The 15,117-nt window shown below is 67.9% G+C and carries 12 protein-coding genes; 11 read left to right on the top strand and 1 reads right to left on the bottom strand.

The window, feature by feature from the left end; all coding sequences use genetic code 11:
* The first annotated feature begins 92 nt into the window (after window positions 1-92).
* From EAO79_RS06400 to EAO79_RS06425, 6 genes are all read left to right on the top strand, one after another.
* A complete protein-coding gene (locus tag EAO79_RS06400) occupies window positions 93-773 on the top strand; it encodes a ThuA domain-containing protein (RefSeq protein ID WP_124768423.1) in 681 nt (226 codons plus the stop codon).
* A gap of 98 nt (window positions 774-871) precedes the next feature.
* Window positions 872-2,179, top strand: a complete 1,308-nt coding sequence (locus tag EAO79_RS06405; RefSeq protein ID WP_124768424.1) for an ABC transporter substrate-binding protein — start codon at window positions 872-874, stop codon at window positions 2,177-2,179.
* The gene (locus tag EAO79_RS06410) at window positions 2,176-3,150 is read left to right on the top strand and encodes a carbohydrate ABC transporter permease (protein ID WP_124768425.1); all 975 of its coding nucleotides are present in this window, start codon (window positions 2,176-2,178) and stop codon (window positions 3,148-3,150) included. Before EAO79_RS06405 ends, EAO79_RS06410 begins: the two co-directional genes overlap by 4 nt.
* Complete coding sequence (locus EAO79_RS06415; RefSeq protein ID WP_124768426.1) at window positions 3,147-4,037, top strand: carbohydrate ABC transporter permease; 891 nt, start codon at window positions 3,147-3,149, stop codon at window positions 4,035-4,037. Before EAO79_RS06410 ends, EAO79_RS06415 begins: the two co-directional genes overlap by 4 nt.
* A 2-nt stretch (window positions 4,038-4,039) precedes the next feature.
* Window positions 4,040-5,011, top strand: a complete 972-nt coding sequence (locus EAO79_RS06420) for an aldo/keto reductase (protein WP_164486909.1) — start codon at window positions 4,040-4,042, stop codon at window positions 5,009-5,011.
* Window positions 5,012-5,077: 66 nt separating this feature from the next.
* On the top strand, window positions 5,078-7,036 hold the full coding sequence (locus tag EAO79_RS06425; RefSeq protein WP_124768428.1) for a cellulase family glycosylhydrolase: 1,959 nt from the start codon (window positions 5,078-5,080) through the stop codon (window positions 7,034-7,036).
* Between the two features lie 8 nt (window positions 7,037-7,044).
* Here EAO79_RS06425 and EAO79_RS06430 read toward each other — a convergent pair whose 3' ends face one another.
* Window positions 7,045-8,313: an ROK family transcriptional regulator gene (locus EAO79_RS06430; protein ID WP_240773515.1), complete on the bottom strand. Its 1,269-nt coding sequence runs from the start codon at window positions 8,311-8,313 to the stop codon at window positions 7,045-7,047.
* A gap of 29 nt (window positions 8,314-8,342) precedes the next feature.
* On the opposite strand from EAO79_RS06430, the gene EAO79_RS06435 reads away from it, so the two are divergent.
* The 5 genes from EAO79_RS06435 (at window position 8,343) to EAO79_RS06455 (ending at window position 15,108) form a co-directional block, all read left to right on the top strand.
* Complete coding sequence (locus tag EAO79_RS06435) at window positions 8,343-9,212, top strand: LacI family DNA-binding transcriptional regulator (protein ID WP_086472883.1); 870 nt, start codon at window positions 8,343-8,345, stop codon at window positions 9,210-9,212.
* Between the two features lie 155 nt (window positions 9,213-9,367).
* The gene (locus EAO79_RS06440) at window positions 9,368-10,666 is read left to right on the top strand and encodes an ABC transporter substrate-binding protein (protein WP_124768429.1); all 1,299 of its coding nucleotides are present in this window, start codon (window positions 9,368-9,370) and stop codon (window positions 10,664-10,666) included.
* Between the two features lie 82 nt (window positions 10,667-10,748).
* Entirely contained in the window at window positions 10,749-11,708 is a 960-nt protein-coding gene (locus EAO79_RS06445; RefSeq protein WP_124768430.1) for a carbohydrate ABC transporter permease, read from the top strand.
* On the top strand, window positions 11,705-12,625 hold the full coding sequence (locus tag EAO79_RS06450; protein ID WP_164486910.1) for a carbohydrate ABC transporter permease: 921 nt from the start codon (window positions 11,705-11,707) through the stop codon (window positions 12,623-12,625). Before EAO79_RS06445 ends, EAO79_RS06450 begins: the two co-directional genes overlap by 4 nt.
* On the top strand, window positions 12,622-15,108 hold the full coding sequence (locus EAO79_RS06455) for a glycoside hydrolase family 2 protein (protein ID WP_241161006.1): 2,487 nt from the start codon (window positions 12,622-12,624) through the stop codon (window positions 15,106-15,108). The genes EAO79_RS06450 and EAO79_RS06455 overlap by 4 nt, the downstream gene beginning before the upstream one ends.
* The last annotated feature ends 9 nt before the right edge of the window (window positions 15,109-15,117 follow it).

Genomic DNA, 15,117 nt, shown 5'->3' on the forward strand with positions numbered 1-15,117 from the left:
GGGGTCCTCTCGACGGGTTCCTCCGCGACGGGTGCCGCGCGAGCTGATAAGTTCTAGTCTTGCACAAATACGACGTGATCGAGGAGACCGGCATGCACAACGTACTCATTCTTCGTGGCGAGGGGCGCTATGCGGACCCCTGGCACGATTTCGTAGCGACCTCGGACCGGCTCGCCGGGCTCGTGCGCGACGAGGGGCTCGAGGTCCGGGTGAGTGGCGCGGTCGAGGAGGAGCTGGCGTCACTCGACGATGTCGACCTCCTCGTCCTCATGGTCGGCAATCCCACACGGCACGGACTGGAGTCGTCGACCTTCGCGGCGGCGCAGGAGGGGTTCGAGGCCTACGCGCGCGATGGCGGGTCGATCTGGTCGCATCACGTCTCAGCCACGTCGTTCCCCCACATGCCGGCTTGGGAGCGGGTGATCGGGGGTCGCTGGGTCGGCGGTGTCTCGATGCACCCCGAGATCGGCGAGGCGCTCATCGAGGTGCCCGACACCGGGCACCCGATCACGCGGGGTCTCGGCGACTTCACCGTCTGGGATGAGCGCTACACGCACCTCCGGGTCTCCGAGGCGGTCCACCCGCTCGCGTTCCACGAGCACGAGGGGGTGCGTCATCCCGTGTTGTGGACGCACCGGTCGGGGCTCGCTCGCGTCGTGTACGACGCGCTGGGGCACGACGTCCGCTCGTTCGACTCGCCCGAGCGCCAGATCCTCGTGCGCCGCAGCCTCGGATGGCTGCTTGGCGGCGAAACGGTGGATGCACTCGCCTAAGTTTGTCCAAGGCTTGAACATAAGCTACTGTTCCTGACAACAGCATCGGCCGTCCTGACGACCGGTGCATCAGCGAAGGATTACGAGGAGGTAATTCCATGAAGCGATCAGCCGTCTGGATCACCGCAGCAGTCGTCGGAGCCCTGTCGCTCGGCGGATGCTCCGCCGGGAGCGACAGCACAACCGCCACCGAGAGCGGGCCGGTGACCCTGACCTGGTGGACCTGGTGGGCCGGCGCACCAGGCATCGCCGACGCCTGGAACGCCGAGCACCCCGATATCCAGGTCAAGGTCACCAACGTCGGTGGTGGCACCGACCAGTTCACGAAGCTCAACGCGGCCGTCCGTGCCGGGGAAGGCCCCGACCTCGCCCTCGCCGAATACCAGTGGCTCCCCTCGTACATCTCGAGCGGCGTCGCGGCGGACATCAGCGAGTACGTGGGCGGGATCGAGGATCAGTACAGTCCGGCCGTCTGGAACCTCGTCAACCTCGGCGACGGCGGGGTCTACGGCGTCCCGCTCGACCAGGCCCCGATGCTGCTCATGTACCGAGCCGACCTCTTCGAACAATACGGACTGTCCGTGCCGACCACCTGGGACGAGTTCGCAGACACCGCTCGCCTGTCGAAGCAGGCCGCACCGGACGCGGTCCTCGCGAACTTCCCGACCAGCGACGCCGGGTGGCTCGCCGGACTCACCGCCCAGGCAGGAGGCGACTGGTGGTCGCTCGACGACGACACCTGGTCGGTCGACATCGACGGCACGGCGCCGACGAAGGTGGCCGACTACTGGAACGGACTCGTCAGTGAGGGCGTCGTCTCCGCCGGCGCGAGCGGGACACCGGAGTTCAACGCCCAGTTGAACTCCGGCAAGATCCTGACCCAGGTCATCGGATCCTGGGGTGCGACCGGATCCTCCGTGAAGACCGGAGCACCGGACACCATCGGGAAGTGGCGGATCGCGCCACTGCCGAGCTGGACCGACGACGACCCCGGCGTCGGGTTCCAGGGCGGCTCGTCCAGCCTCGTCACGACGACGTCGAAGCATCCGAAGCAGGCGGCGGAGTTCCTCGCCTGGCTCGGCTCCACCACCGAGGGTCAGGGCGCCATGATCGAGCAGGGCGGCAACTTCCCGGCGTCGGCACCCGGCCTCGACGTCTATGCGAGCATCCCGCAGCCGGCCGACAAGGCCGCTGCAGGCCAGGAGGACTTCCACGACATCCTGCTCGACGTCGCCGCCGACACCACCGATGTGACCTGGGGACCGAACACGACGGTGGCCTTCAGCGCGTACACGGACCAGGTCGGCAAAGCGCTCCAAGCCGGTCGCTCCCTCGCCGATGCCCTCCGGGCCGTCCAGAGGACGGTCCGTGCGGACCTGGCGAAGTCGGGATTCGACGTCGAATGAACACCACGCCGCTCCTGACGCCCACGAGCGCGTCGCCTCCGCCCACTGACCGTGCCCGCACCCGGGTACCGCGACATCGGACCCCGGTCCCGTTCGCGCCCTACCTGTTCCTCCTCCCGGCCATCGTGCTCTTCCTGCTGTTCCTCGTGGCCCCCATCGGCTACGCCGTGGTGCTGAGTCTGTTCGGTCAACGCGTCCCGGCCGGCTCCGGCGGGTACGGTGCCCGCGAGCAGACCTTCGTCGGCATCGACAACTACGTCACCTCGCTCACCGATCCCGAGTTCGTCGCCAGCGTCGGTCGGCTCGGTCTGTACGCCGTCATCGTGATCCCGTGCACCCTCGGCATCGCGCTCCTCTTCGCGCTCCTGCTCGACCTCCCCAGCATCCGGGGTGCACGGATCTGGCGGACCGGGATCCTGCTGCCGTATGCGATCCCCGGCGTCATCGCGGCAATGATGTGGGGTTTCCTGTACCTGCCGTCGACCAGTCCCCTCAACGCGGTGCTCACGACAGTCGGGCTCCCCGCGGTCGAACCACTCGCCTCCGGGTCGGTCATCGCCGCACTCGCGAACATCAGCATCTGGGGATCGCTCGGTTTCAACATGGTCATCATGTTCACGGCACTCCGCGCCGTCCCGGCCGAGGTCTACGAGGCGGCCCGCATCGACGGTTGCTCCGAGTTCGACATCGCGGTGCGGATCAAGATCCCCCTCATCGCGCCGTCGCTCGTCCTCACCTCCCTGTTCGCCCTCATCGGGACGCTCCAGGCCTACGCGGAGCCGACCGCCCTCCGTCCACTCACCGACACCATCAGCTCCACGTTCTTCCCGCTGATGAAGGTCAACACCGACGCGTTCACGAACGACAACATCAATGGCGCAGCGGCGACCGCGGTCATCATCGCCGCCTTCACCCTCGTGGCCTCGGCCATCCTGCTGCGCGTGACCCGGGATCGGAGCGACGCCTCATGACCACCACCACCCTCCCCGTCGGAGCTCCGGCTTCGGGTGCCGTCGTGCCCCGACGACACCACCGCGGATCGTTGATCCCGACGGTCATCCTCGTCGTGGGTGCCGCGTACTGCCTCGCGCCACTCGTCTGGGTCGTCATGGCCTCGACGAAGTCACCGCAGGAGCTGTTCTCCACCTTCACGCTCGCCCCGGGCACCGGCTTCCTCTCGAACCTCGAGAAGCTGTTCACCATGCAGGACGGCGTCTTCCTGTCGTGGATCGGCAACACCATCGTCTACTCGCTCGGCGGTTCCGTGCTGTGCGTGCTCGTCTCGGCGCTCGCCGGGTACGCGCTGGCGAAGTTCCGGTTCCCCGGCCGCGACACGATGTTCCGGATCCTCCTCGGCGGGGTGCTCATCCCCGGGATCGCACTCGCGATCCCGCAGTACTTCGTGATGGCGGGACTCGGTCTTACGAACACGTATTGGGCGGTGCTCCTGCCGATGGTGATCAGCCCGTTCAGCATCTTCCTCTGCCGGGTCTACGCCACCTCCTCGGTGTCGTCGGACCTCCTCGAAGCGGCCAGGATCGACGGGGCGGGGGAGTTCTCGATCTTCCGAAGGATCGCGCTCCCGATCATGGTGCCGGGGCTCGTGACCGTGTTCCTGCTGCACTTCATCGGCACCTGGAACAACTTCCTGCTGCCGTACCTCATGCTGTCCAACGAGCGGCTGTATCCGCTGACCCTCGGGCTCTTCACGCTCCTGAGTACCGGGGACGGGAAGGAGCTGCTATACACGACGGCCATCGTCGGCGCGTTCGTGTCGCTCATCCCGCTCGTCGCGCTCATGCTGTTCCTGCAGCGTTTCTGGAAGCTCGACCTCATCAGCGGCGGATTGAAAGGATGACCATGACGGATCGGATCGCGACGCTCGTCGAACCACGGGCCCTCGGCGACACGGGTGTGTCGGTGAGTCCGATCATCGCGGGCGCAGCCGGGTGGCGGCGTCGGGAGGACGGCTCGGGGTCCTCGCCGGAGGAGAGCCTCGAACTCGCCGCCGCCATGGCGGACGACGGTGTCGTCACCACGATCGACACCGCCAACAACTACGGCTTCGGTGACAGCGAGCGCCGCATCGCCTGGGTGCTTGCGCAGCTCGGCGGTGCAGGCGGACGGCTGTCGGTGCAGACGAAGGCCGATCGTGAGCCGGAGACCGATGACTTCTCCGCGCCGCAGATGCGTCGATCGCTCGAGCAGAGCATGGAACGGCTCGGCGTCGACCAGCTCCCGATGGTCTACCTGCACGATCCGGAGAACACCACCTGGGAGCTCGCGATGGCCGATGAAGGCCCGGTGGCGGCGCTCGTCGCCGCTCGGGAGGAGGGACTCATCGGTGGTCTCGGGATCTCGGGTGGCCCGGCGGAGCTGCTGTCGCGATTCGTCGACACCGGCTGGTTCCAGGCGCTCATCACGCACAATCGCTTCACGCTCGTCGACCGCTCGTCCGATGCGTTGCTGACCCAGGCCGCGGCTGCGGGTCTCGGCGTCCTGAACGCGGCGCCCTACGGTGGTGGGCTGCTCACCAGGTGGCCCGTCCGCACCACGCGATACGCGTACGGGACCGCGCCCGACATGATGCTCTCGGCCGTCGACCGCATCGGTCGCCTGTGCGACGAGGCCGGGGTCCCACTCGCCGCCGCCGCACTGCAGTGGTCGCTCCGCGACCCGCGCATCACCGGGACGATCGTCGGCTTGGAACGACTCGAGGACTACACGCACACGCTCGACCTCGCCGCCGTCCGGATCGACGACGCGCTCTGGACGGCGATCGAGTCGGTGCAGCTGGACCATTCGACGTGGCAGGACGCAACGCCGCACTGACCGGTGCTCCATCCAGCCGATGAGCCCGGGCGTACAAGCCAACTCACCCACCACTGAAGGACATCCATGAAGCGGAATGCCGCCAAACTTCCGACCCCGGACGGCGTCGATGCCCTGATCGGGGTGAACTACTGGTCGCGCACCGGTGGGCCCCTCATGTGGCGGGACTACGACGGCGATGTCGTGGCGGAGGAGCTGGAGCAGCTCCGCGCGCACGGCATCACGCACACCCGCAGTTTCCTGTATTGGCCGGACTTCCATCCCGAGCCCGGCCGGCTGTCCGAGGAGATGCTGTCGCACTTCGCGGACTTCCTCCAGCGGCATGTCGACGCGGGGATGTGGACGATCCCGACGTTCCTGGTCGGACACATGTCCGCGCAGAACTGGGACCCGATCTGGCGTGACGGGCGGGACGTCTTCTCCGATGTGTGGTTCGTGGGCCGTCAGGCCTGGTACATCCGCGAGGTCGTCTCGCGGTTCACGGACAGTCCGGCGATCGACGGTTGGCTCTTGACGAACGAGGTGCCGATCTACGCCGACTGGCGATCGCGTGGGATCGACACGATCGACGCCGAGGCGGTCACCGCCTGGGCACAGTTGCTGATCGACGCCGTACGGGCCGGTGGCGGAACCCAGCCGGTGTCCGTCGGCGAGGGTGCTTGGGGCGTCGAGATCACCGGGAACGACAACGGCTTCCGGGTCCGCGAACTCGAGCCGCTGATCGACTTCTTCGGGCCACACGTCTACCGCATGGAGGATGACCCGGTGCGCCAGCACCTCGGTGCGGCCTTCATCTGCGAGCTGCTGGACCTCGGTGGCAAGCCGGTCGTCATGGAGGAATTCGGGGTGACCTCGGACTACGTCGACGACGAGAACGCCGCGCACTACTACCGTCAGGTGCTGCATTCGACGCTCCTCGCCGGTGCCACAGCGTGGATCCCGTGGAACAACGTGGACTACGACGCGTTCTCTGACCGTGAGCCGTACACGCACCACCCGTTCGAGATGCACTTCGGTCTCGTCACCGAGCAGGGGGTCCCGAAGGCGCAGCTGCTCGAGGTACGCGACTTCGCGGCGACGCTCGCCGAGCTGGACTTCACCGGCCTCGAGCGGCCGGACACTCGTGTCGGTCTGCTGGTGTCGTCCTTCCTCGAGTCGCCCTACGCCTTCACCGCACGGGAGGACGGGCCGACGGTGTTCCAAGTCGCGCGGCAGGCGTACGTCGCGGCACGAACGGCAGACCTGCCCATCGGCGTCGTCCGCGAGCTGGACGGACTCCCAGACGATCTCGATCTGATCATCGTCCCGTCGACCAAAGCGCTCCTCGCCCCGACCTGGGCTGAGCTGGAACGGCGTGCCTCGGCGGGAGCGACGGTCTACGCCTCGTACTTCAACGGGATCCACGCGAACCAACGCGGCTCCTGGTGGCCGAAACTCGACGATCTCTTCGGGGTGCGCAAGCGCCTGCGGTACGGCCTCATCGAGCCAGTCCTCGACGACACCGTCACTCTCGAGTTCCAAGCGGACTTCGGCGGGATCGCCCGCGGCACGACCCTCACATTCGTGGTCGGCGGCACGGTCGAAGGCCGTTCCCATCTGCCCGTCGAACCGGTCGACGCCGAGGTGATCGCGACGGACGGGGCCGGCCGGCCGGCCCTCATCAGGCGCCGGGTCGGCAGCGGCTCGATGATCCTGTCCACCTACCCGATCGAGTACTTCGCCTCAGCGGTTGCCCGAGTCAACCCCGAGCCGACCTGGGAGCTCTACGCCGCGCTCGCTGCTGAGGCCGGCGCGGAACCCGAGGTCCGCGTCGAGGACAGCACGGTCATGACCGGGGGGATGCGGCATCGGGACGGTCGACGATTCGTGTGGTTCATCAGCCAGAGCGACCAGCCGACGACCTTCACCGCCGTCACCGACGGATTGCTGTACGAGCTCGGAGGCGAGACCGTCGTCGGGCCGGTGTCCCTGCCGCCCTTCGGGGTCGGCGTCTACGAGTTGGGTGCTGCTGCGCGGCTCGGCTGACCGGCGACTCAGCGTGTGAGCGCCGGCCCGTGTCCCGGGGCGATCGTGCCTTGTAGGACCAGCGACGCGGCGCCGATCGCTGCCGCGTCGCGCGGGTTGGCGGAGAGCTCGACCACGATCGGGTGGGCCCGCCGGGCGAAGAACCGCTGCTCGAGACGTTCGCGGATCGCACGGGCGTAGAGCGAACCGGCCACCGCCATGCCAGGGCCAGCGAGGACGAGCCGATCGAGGTCGAGCAGGTTCGCGAGTGTCACCGTGGCCGCGGCGACCCGGTCGGCCGAGTTCTGGATCAGGTCGAGCGCCACGTCATGGCCGCTGACGGCGGCTCGGGCGAGCTGGTCGAAGTCGCGGCTGAGCGTCTCCGGTGCGAAGCCGAGCCCGAGTCCGTCGAGGCGATCCCGCGAGGCCTCGGCCGCCGCCATCACGGCTGCCGGTGCCGCGTAGCGCTCCAGGCATCCGCGGTTGCCGCAGTGGCAGGGGACGCCGTCGACCTCGATGCTGATGTGACCCAGCTCACCGGCGTTGGAGCTCGAACCACGATAGAGCGCACCGCCCAGCACCATTCCTGCGCCGATCCCGGTGCCCATGTAGACGCATGCGAAGGACTCCGTGCGCGACACCTGGCGACTCCAGAACTCACCGACCGCGGCGGCGGCGGCGTCGTTGTCGACGACCACCGGAACGTCGAGGCTCTCCTGCAACGCCTGCTGCAGGGGGAAGTCGTCCCAGCGTACGAGCGTGGGCGGACCGAGGAGGACACCGCCGAGTTGGGCGATCGGGCCGGGGGCGACGACGGCGACGCCCGCGATCGACGGGGCCGCGAGCCCGACGCCGGCGACGAAGTCGCGGTAGAGCGTGACGAGTCGGTCGGTCACCTGCTCCGGCGTGGCCGAGCCTGCGCCGTCGACGAGCTGTCGGCCGACGACGCCGCCGCGGACGTCGGTGGCGACGAGCGTGATCGACTCGAATCCGAGCTGGATCCCGACGGCGTACTTGGCGCTCGCGTTGATCTCGAGGAGGGTCCGCGGCTTGCCGCCGCGGGGCGCGGCCCGACCGGTCTCGCGGACGAGTCCGTCCTCGATGAGGCGGCGGACGATGTTGGAGATCGACGGCTGGGTCAGACCCGTCGCCTCGGTGAGCTCGGTGCGGCTGATGGTGCCGGCCGAGCGGATGAGGTCGACGATGAGCGCCTGGCTGCCGGGACCCGACTGCACGGACTCACGTCTGGCCAACTGTCCCTCCCGGCGATCTTCGAGCGCGTAGTGTGAGGGCCACACGACCACTCCTCACGAAAGGCCGCGTCCCGATGGGTCTCGATGCCGAACAGACTATCGCGCAGCCCCGGCCGATCGGCCTCACGCTGTTCCGGGCCTCGGAGATCTACGGCGCGGAGCCGTTCTACCACGAGCTCATCGCCGGCATCGATCGCGTCGTCCGCCCGCACGGCCTGTCCGTGTTACTCCGCGTGCTGCCGACGCGGGAGGAGGAGCTGCTGCAGCTCGGGCGCTGGCAGCAGGACGGAACGGTGAGCGCCGTCATCCTCGTGGACCTCATCGACGACGACGAGCGGGTGGCCTTCGTCGAGCGGTCCGCGATCCCGGCGATCGTGATCGGCGCTCCGACGACGGCTCAGGGGCTCCCGGCGGTCTGGACCAACGACGCGGTCACGATGCACGAGGCCGTCGACCACCTCGTCTCGCTCGGGCACCGGCGTCTCGCGCACGTCACGGGTCCGCGCGAACTCACCCACACGCTGTCCCGGATGGAGGCGTTCACCCTCGCCTCCGACCTGCCCGACGTGGACACGGTCTCGATCGGCGGCGATTACTCGCGGACGTCCGGCTACCAGGCCATGCAGACGCTGCTCGCCCGAGAGCCCAGACCGACGGCGGTCGTCTTCGACAGCGACGTGATGGCGCTCGGCGGGCTGCAGGCGGTGCAGGAGGCCGGGTTGCGGGTGCCCGACGACCTGTCGATCGTGGCGTGGGACGATTCGGCGCAATGCCAGCTGTCGGATCCGCCGATGTCGGCGCTCAGCCACGACGTGCAACGCATCGGCGAGATGGCGGGCGAGGAGCTGCTCGAGCTGTTGGCGGGTCGCCCAGGTGCCACAAGGGAAGCGCCGCACGCCGTGGTCATCGAGCGCTCCACCTCGGGTCCCGTCCCCGTCGCTTGAGGTTTCGAGGGCGCGAGTGGGGTGGATTCCCTGTGATCGATTTGTTATATAAATTAATAATGTTTAGTCTTGACGGGCGTGAGACGGCAGACGATGCTGGACAGCGAGCGACGAGGCGACCCGGCCCTTCGCCCTCATGAACGAAGGAGTTCCCCATGTCCCGGAGACCGATCATCGGCCTCGCCGCAACGGCTGCGGCCGCGGCACTCGTCCTCAGCGGCTGCTCCGGTGGAGCGGCCAACGACGACGGCGACCCGAGCGGCGAGATCACCGTCCTCACGAACCGTACCGACCTCGTCGACACCACCTTCAAGGACTACGCGACCGAGTTCGAGAAGCAGTACCCCGGCACCACCGTCAAGTTCGAGGCTCTGACCGACTACGAGGGCGATGCCAAGATCCGGCTCAACTCGAAGGACTACGGCGACGTGCTCCTCATCCCCTCGTCGAACGTCACCAAGGACCAGTACGCGAACTTCTTCGAGCCGCTCGGCAGCACCGACGAGCAGTCCAAGACCTACCGCTTCGCGAACGAGGCCTCCTTCGACGGCACGGCCTACGGCGTCTCGACCTTCGGTTCCGCCATGGGCTACGTCTTCAACCGCGACGTGTGGACCAAGGCCGGGATCACCGAGCCTCCGGCCACTGAGGAGGAGTACCTCGCCGCACTCGAGAAGATCAAGGCGACCGGCTCGATCCCGTACTACACGAACTACAAGGACGGCTGGCCGCTCGCGACGCTCGAGGGCAACCTCGGAGCCGTGCAGGGCCCGAAGGTCCGCACCGAGATGATCGCGACCGACAGCCCCTGGACCGAGGGCAACGACCAGTACAACATCGACGGTCTCCTCTTCGACACCGTCGCCGCCGGCCTGAGCGAGCCGGACCCCACCACCACCAACTGGGAGGAGTCGAAGAACCTCCTCGCCTCCGGTGAGATCAGCTCGATGGTGCTCGGCTCCTGGGCCGTCTCGCAGATGCAGGACGCGGCCGAGAAGGCCGGCGAGTCCCGCGACGTGATCGGCTTCTGGCCGATGCCGTGGAAGACCGACGACGGCTTCACCTCCGTCACCGCCTCCGACAAGTTCCTGGCGGTCAGCAAGTACTCGAAGAACAAGGCGACCGCGAAGGCCTGGATCGACTGGTTCACGAACGAGTCCGGATTCGCCGCGAGCCAGGGTGCCATCAGCCCCGTCATCAGCGACCCGGCACCCGACACGCTGGCCGACTTCTCCGATCTCGGCGTCACCTACCTGGAGCTCGCTCCGGACCCGGTGGGCAAGGAGGCCGTGATCAACGACATCGCCAACGCCGCCGAGATCGACCTCTTCGGCAACACCTACCGCCAGAAGCTCATCGACATCGCCCGCGGCGCAGCCGACGGCGACAAGGAGAGCGCCTTCGCCGACCTCAACGAGCGCTGGGCGGCCGCCCGCGCGGACGTCGCCGAGTAGCACCCATCCGATCGACACCCGGGCCCGTCCCCACGGCGGGCCCGGGTGTCCTCCACCCCGCGCAGCGAAGAAGGCAACCAGCATGGTCACAGTCCAGGGAGCGTCACCCGCCACCCGAGCGGTGGTGACGAACCATCCACGCCCGCCGCGCACCCTGCGCCCGGGCAGACCCCCGAAGGCCACCGGGTCGCGTGTCACCCCCTGGCTCTTCCTCGTGGTGCCGCTCGCCTTCCTGATCGTGCTCACCTACGTGCCGGTCGCGAACATGTTCTGGTACAGCCTCACCTCGTGGGACGGACTCGAACCAGAGCAGGAGTTCGTCGGCATCGACAACTTCGTGCAGATCTTCACGAAGCCGGAGATCTTCCAGGTCTTCTTCGTGAGCCTGTACTACCTCGTCGGGGCCGTCGCCCAGCTCGTCCTGGCGCTGTACCTCGCCACGCTGTTGAGCTTCCGCACCCGCTTCAAGAACCTCTTCAAGGGCGTCATCTTCTTCCCCTACCTCATCAACGGGGTCGCCATCGGGCTGGTCTTCCTCTACTTCCTCCGCCCAGGCGGCACCCTCGACGCCCTCCTCGCGGCGGTCGGCGTGCAGGACACCCCGCAGTGGCTCGGCGACCCCTCGTTCGTGAACGCCTCCCTCGCCGCCACGTCCGTCTGGCGGTACATGGGCCTCAACTTCGTCCTGTTCCTCGGTGCGATCCAGTCGGTCCCGTCCGAGCAGTACGAGGCCGCGGACCTCGACGGCGCCAACTCGTGGCACAAGTTCCGCTTCATCATCCTGCCGAGCATCCGGCGCATCCTCGGCCTCTCGTTCATCCTGGCCATCGCCGGAGCACTGTCCGCCTTCGAGATGCCGTACGTCATGACCGGCGGTGCCAACGGCTCCGAGACCTTCGTGATCCAGACGGTGAACACGGCTTTCAAGTTCTCGAAGGTGGGTTTGGCGTCCGCGATGGCCGTCGTCCTGCTGCTGATCGTCCTGGTCATCACCTTCGTCCAACGCCGGGTCTTCCCCGACGAGAAGGGAGGCGAATCGTGACCGCCACCGCCGACCGACCGGTCTCCGCTGCCACACCCGAGCCCCGACGCGCACTGCGACGGACGCGGCGCGGGCCGAAGCGCCCACAGGGTGCCGTCGCCCTCACCGCGACGACGATCAAGTACGCCTCGCTCATCATCGCGAGCCTCTTCGCGGTGGTCCCCCTGGCCACGATCTTCATGCTCGCCTTCAAGACCGACCGCGAACAGCGGACGACCGGTCCCCTCACCCCGCCGTCGAACTGGTTCAACTTCGACAACTTCGTCGTCGCCTTCGACCAGGGCGGCATGGTCACCGGATTCCTCAACACCGCGATCATCCTGCTCGTGTCCGTGGCCGGGACCATCCTGATCGGCACCATGTCGGCCTACGCACTCGACCGGTTCCGCTTCCGCGGACGGAAGCTCGTCATGGGCCTGTTCCTCCTGGCGACGCTCGTGCCGTCGGTCACGACCCAGGTGGCCACGTTCCAGGTGGTGTCCGCACTCGAGCTGTTCAACACCCGTGGCGCCGCGATCCTCCTCTTCATGGGGACCGACATCGTCGCGATCTACATCTTCCTGCAGTTCATGCAGTCGATCCCCGTCTCCCTCGACGAGGCGGCGATGCTCGACGGCGCGAACCGCTTCACGATCTACTGGCGCATCATCCTCCCGCTGCTGAAGCCCGCCGTCGCGACGGTCGTCATCATCAAGGGCATCGCCATCTACAACGAGTTCTACATCCCCTTCCTGTACATGCCGTCGCAGGACCTAGGGGTGATCTCCACCTCGCTGTTCCGGTTCATGGGACCGTTCGGCGCCCAGTGGCAGATCATCGCGGCCGGGACGATCCTCGTGATCATCCCGACGCTCGTCGCCTTCCTCTTCCTGCAGCGATACATCTACAACGGCCTGACTTCTGGAGCAACCAAGTGAGCATCATCGACACCGCCACCGTCCGTCCCCTGACCACCCGCCTCCTGCACGAGGGGTGGAGTCTGCGTGCGGTCGGTGGCGCGATCCCCGAGGCATTCGTCGGGACGAGCGTGCCCGCGACGGTGCCCGGCCTCGTGCACACGGACCTCCTCGACGCCGGGCTCATCCCCGACCCCTTCCTCGACCGCAACGAGCACCTCGTGACGTGGATCGGATCGACGGACTGGGAGTACCGCACCACCTTCACGTGGGAGCCGGACGGCCACGAGCGGCACGACCTCGTGTTCGAGGGACTCGACACCGTGGCGACGGTGACCGTGAACGGCTCGGTCGTCGCGACCACGCGGAACCAGCACCGCACCTACCGCATCGACGTCGGTGCCGTCCTGCGCGAGGGTGAGAACGAGCTGGTCGTGCACTTCGCCTCGCCCGTTGCGGCTGCCGACCTGGCCAGCCTCGAGATAGGCTACCGCCCCCACACCTACTCCCACCCGTTCAACGCCATCCGCAAGGCCGCCTGCAACTTCGGCTGGGACTGGGGACTCGACGCCGCCTCGTCGGGACTCTGGAAGCCCGTGAGTCTGCAGTCATGGTCGACGGCCCGGCTCGCCTCGGTGCGTCCGGTCGTGACCGTCGATGGCGGCGAGGGCCGGGTGGCCGTGCACGTCGACGTGGAACGCGCCGGCGACGGTGACGCGCCCCTCGCGCTCACAGCGACGGTCGCCGACGCGAGCACTGATGTCGTCCTCGCGGCCGGTGCCGACACCGCGGTGGTCGAGCTCACCGTCGCGGATGCCGAACTGTGGTGGCCTCGCGGGTACGGCGAGCAGCCGCTGTACGACCTCGACGTCGTGCTCGGACAGGACGAGGCACGCCTCGGCGAGTGGTCGAGGCGTATCGGGTTCCGGACCGTCGAGGTCGAACTCGAACCCGACGCGGAGGGCACCTCGTTCCGCTTCGTCGTGAACGGCGAGGCCATCTGGGTGCGAGGCGCCAACTGGATCCCCGACGACGCCTTCGTGACCCGCGTGGATCGCGCACGGCTCGCGCGCCGGATGGACCAAGCCGAGTTCGCGAACCTCAACCTGCTCCGAATCTGGGGCGGCGGCTACTACGAGTCCGACGACTTCTACGAGCTCTGCGACGAGCGCGGGATCATGGTCTGGCAGGACTTCCTCTTCGCCTGCGCGGCCTATGCCGAGGAGGAGCCGCTGTGGAGCGAGGTCGAGGCTGAGGCACGCGACAACATCACGCGCATCATGCCGCACGCGAGCCTCGTGCTGTGGAACGGCAACAACGAGAACATCTGGGGCTTCGAGGAGTGGGGCTGGGAGAAGCGCGTCCAGGGCCGTACCTGGGGCATGGGCTACTACCTCGACCTGCTGCCGCGGCTCGTCGCCGAGCTCGACCCGGCCGGCAACTACACCGCGGGCAGCCCCTGGTCGGGAACGCCGGACATCCCGGCCAACGACCCGGACCACGGATCCGTGCACCTCTGGGAGCTGTGGAACCGCGTCGACTACCCCGCCTACCGCGACGTCTCGCCGCGCTTCGTGGCCGAGTTCGGTTGGCAGGGTCCGGCGACGTGGTCGACGATCGATCGAGCCATCTCGGACTCCCCGCTCACGCCGGAGTCGCCCGGCATGATCCACCATCAGAAGGCGACGGACGGGAACGACAAACTGACCGACGGACTCGTCGCGCACCTGCCGCTGCCGGACGACACCGAGGACTGGCACTGGGCGATGTCGCTCAACCAGGCCAACGCCGTGACCGTCGCGATCGAGCACTTCCGGTCGTGGAGCCCACGCTGCATGGGGTCGATCGTCTGGCAGCTGAACGACTGCTGGCCAGTCACGTCCTGGGCGGCCGTCGACGGCGACGAGCGCGCGAAGCCGCTGCTCTACGCCTTGCGACACGTCTACGCCGACCGGCTCGTGACCGTGCAGCCGCGAGGGGAGTCCCTCGTGGTCGCCGTGCTCAACGACGGCCCGGATGCCTGGGCGGACGACCTCGTCATCCGGCGCCTCCGGTTCGACGGGACCGAACTCGCCTCGGTGCGCGTCCCGGTCGACCTGGACCGACGCTCCTCGACGCTCGTCGAGATCCCCGAAGCGGTCGCGGTCGCGGGCTCGGCACCCGATGAAGTGCTCGTCGCCACAGTCGGGGCGGAACGCGGCTTCTGGTCCTTCGCCGAGGCACGTGATTCGACGATCCCCGCCCCTCGGTTCAGCGCCGAGGTCGCCCGCCAGGAGGACGGTTACGCCGTGACCATCACGGCCGAGTCGTTCCTTCGCGACCTCACGCTGCTCGTCGACAAGCTGGACCCGGCCGCCGTCGTCGACGACCAGCTCGTGACCCTCCTGCCGGGAGAGCGCGTGACGTACCACGTGCGGACCGAGGTGGAACTCGGCGAGGACGAGCTCCTGTCGACCCGGGTCGTGCGCACCGCGAACCAGCTGGTCGAGGACTGGGCACGGTGACCCTGGCGG

It is taken from the genome of Plantibacter sp. PA-3-X8 (assembly GCF_003856975.1).
Taxonomy (GTDB): Bacteria; Actinomycetota; Actinomycetes; order Actinomycetales; family Microbacteriaceae; genus Plantibacter; species Plantibacter auratus.

Excerpts from the sequence above, each read along its gene's own strand:
- EAO79_RS06400 (WP_124768423.1), top strand. The coding sequence starts at position 93 with ATGCACAACGTACTCATTCTTCGTGGCGAGGGGCGCTATGCGGACCCC.
- EAO79_RS06405 (WP_124768424.1), top strand. The coding sequence starts at position 872 with ATGAAGCGATCAGCCGTCTGGATCACCGCAGCAGTCGTCGGAGCCCTG.
- EAO79_RS06410 (WP_124768425.1), top strand. The coding sequence starts at position 2,176 with ATGAACACCACGCCGCTCCTGACGCCCACGAGCGCGTCGCCTCCGCCC.
- EAO79_RS06415 (WP_124768426.1), top strand. The coding sequence starts at position 3,147 with ATGACCACCACCACCCTCCCCGTCGGAGCTCCGGCTTCGGGTGCCGTC.
- EAO79_RS06420 (WP_164486909.1), top strand. The coding sequence starts at position 4,040 with ATGACGGATCGGATCGCGACGCTCGTCGAACCACGGGCCCTCGGCGAC.
- EAO79_RS06425 (WP_124768428.1), top strand. The coding sequence starts at position 5,078 with ATGAAGCGGAATGCCGCCAAACTTCCGACCCCGGACGGCGTCGATGCC.
- EAO79_RS06435 (WP_086472883.1), top strand. The coding sequence starts at position 8,343 with ATGGGTCTCGATGCCGAACAGACTATCGCGCAGCCCCGGCCGATCGGC.
- EAO79_RS06440 (WP_124768429.1), top strand. The coding sequence starts at position 9,368 with ATGTCCCGGAGACCGATCATCGGCCTCGCCGCAACGGCTGCGGCCGCG.
- EAO79_RS06445 (WP_124768430.1), top strand. The coding sequence starts at position 10,749 with ATGGTCACAGTCCAGGGAGCGTCACCCGCCACCCGAGCGGTGGTGACG.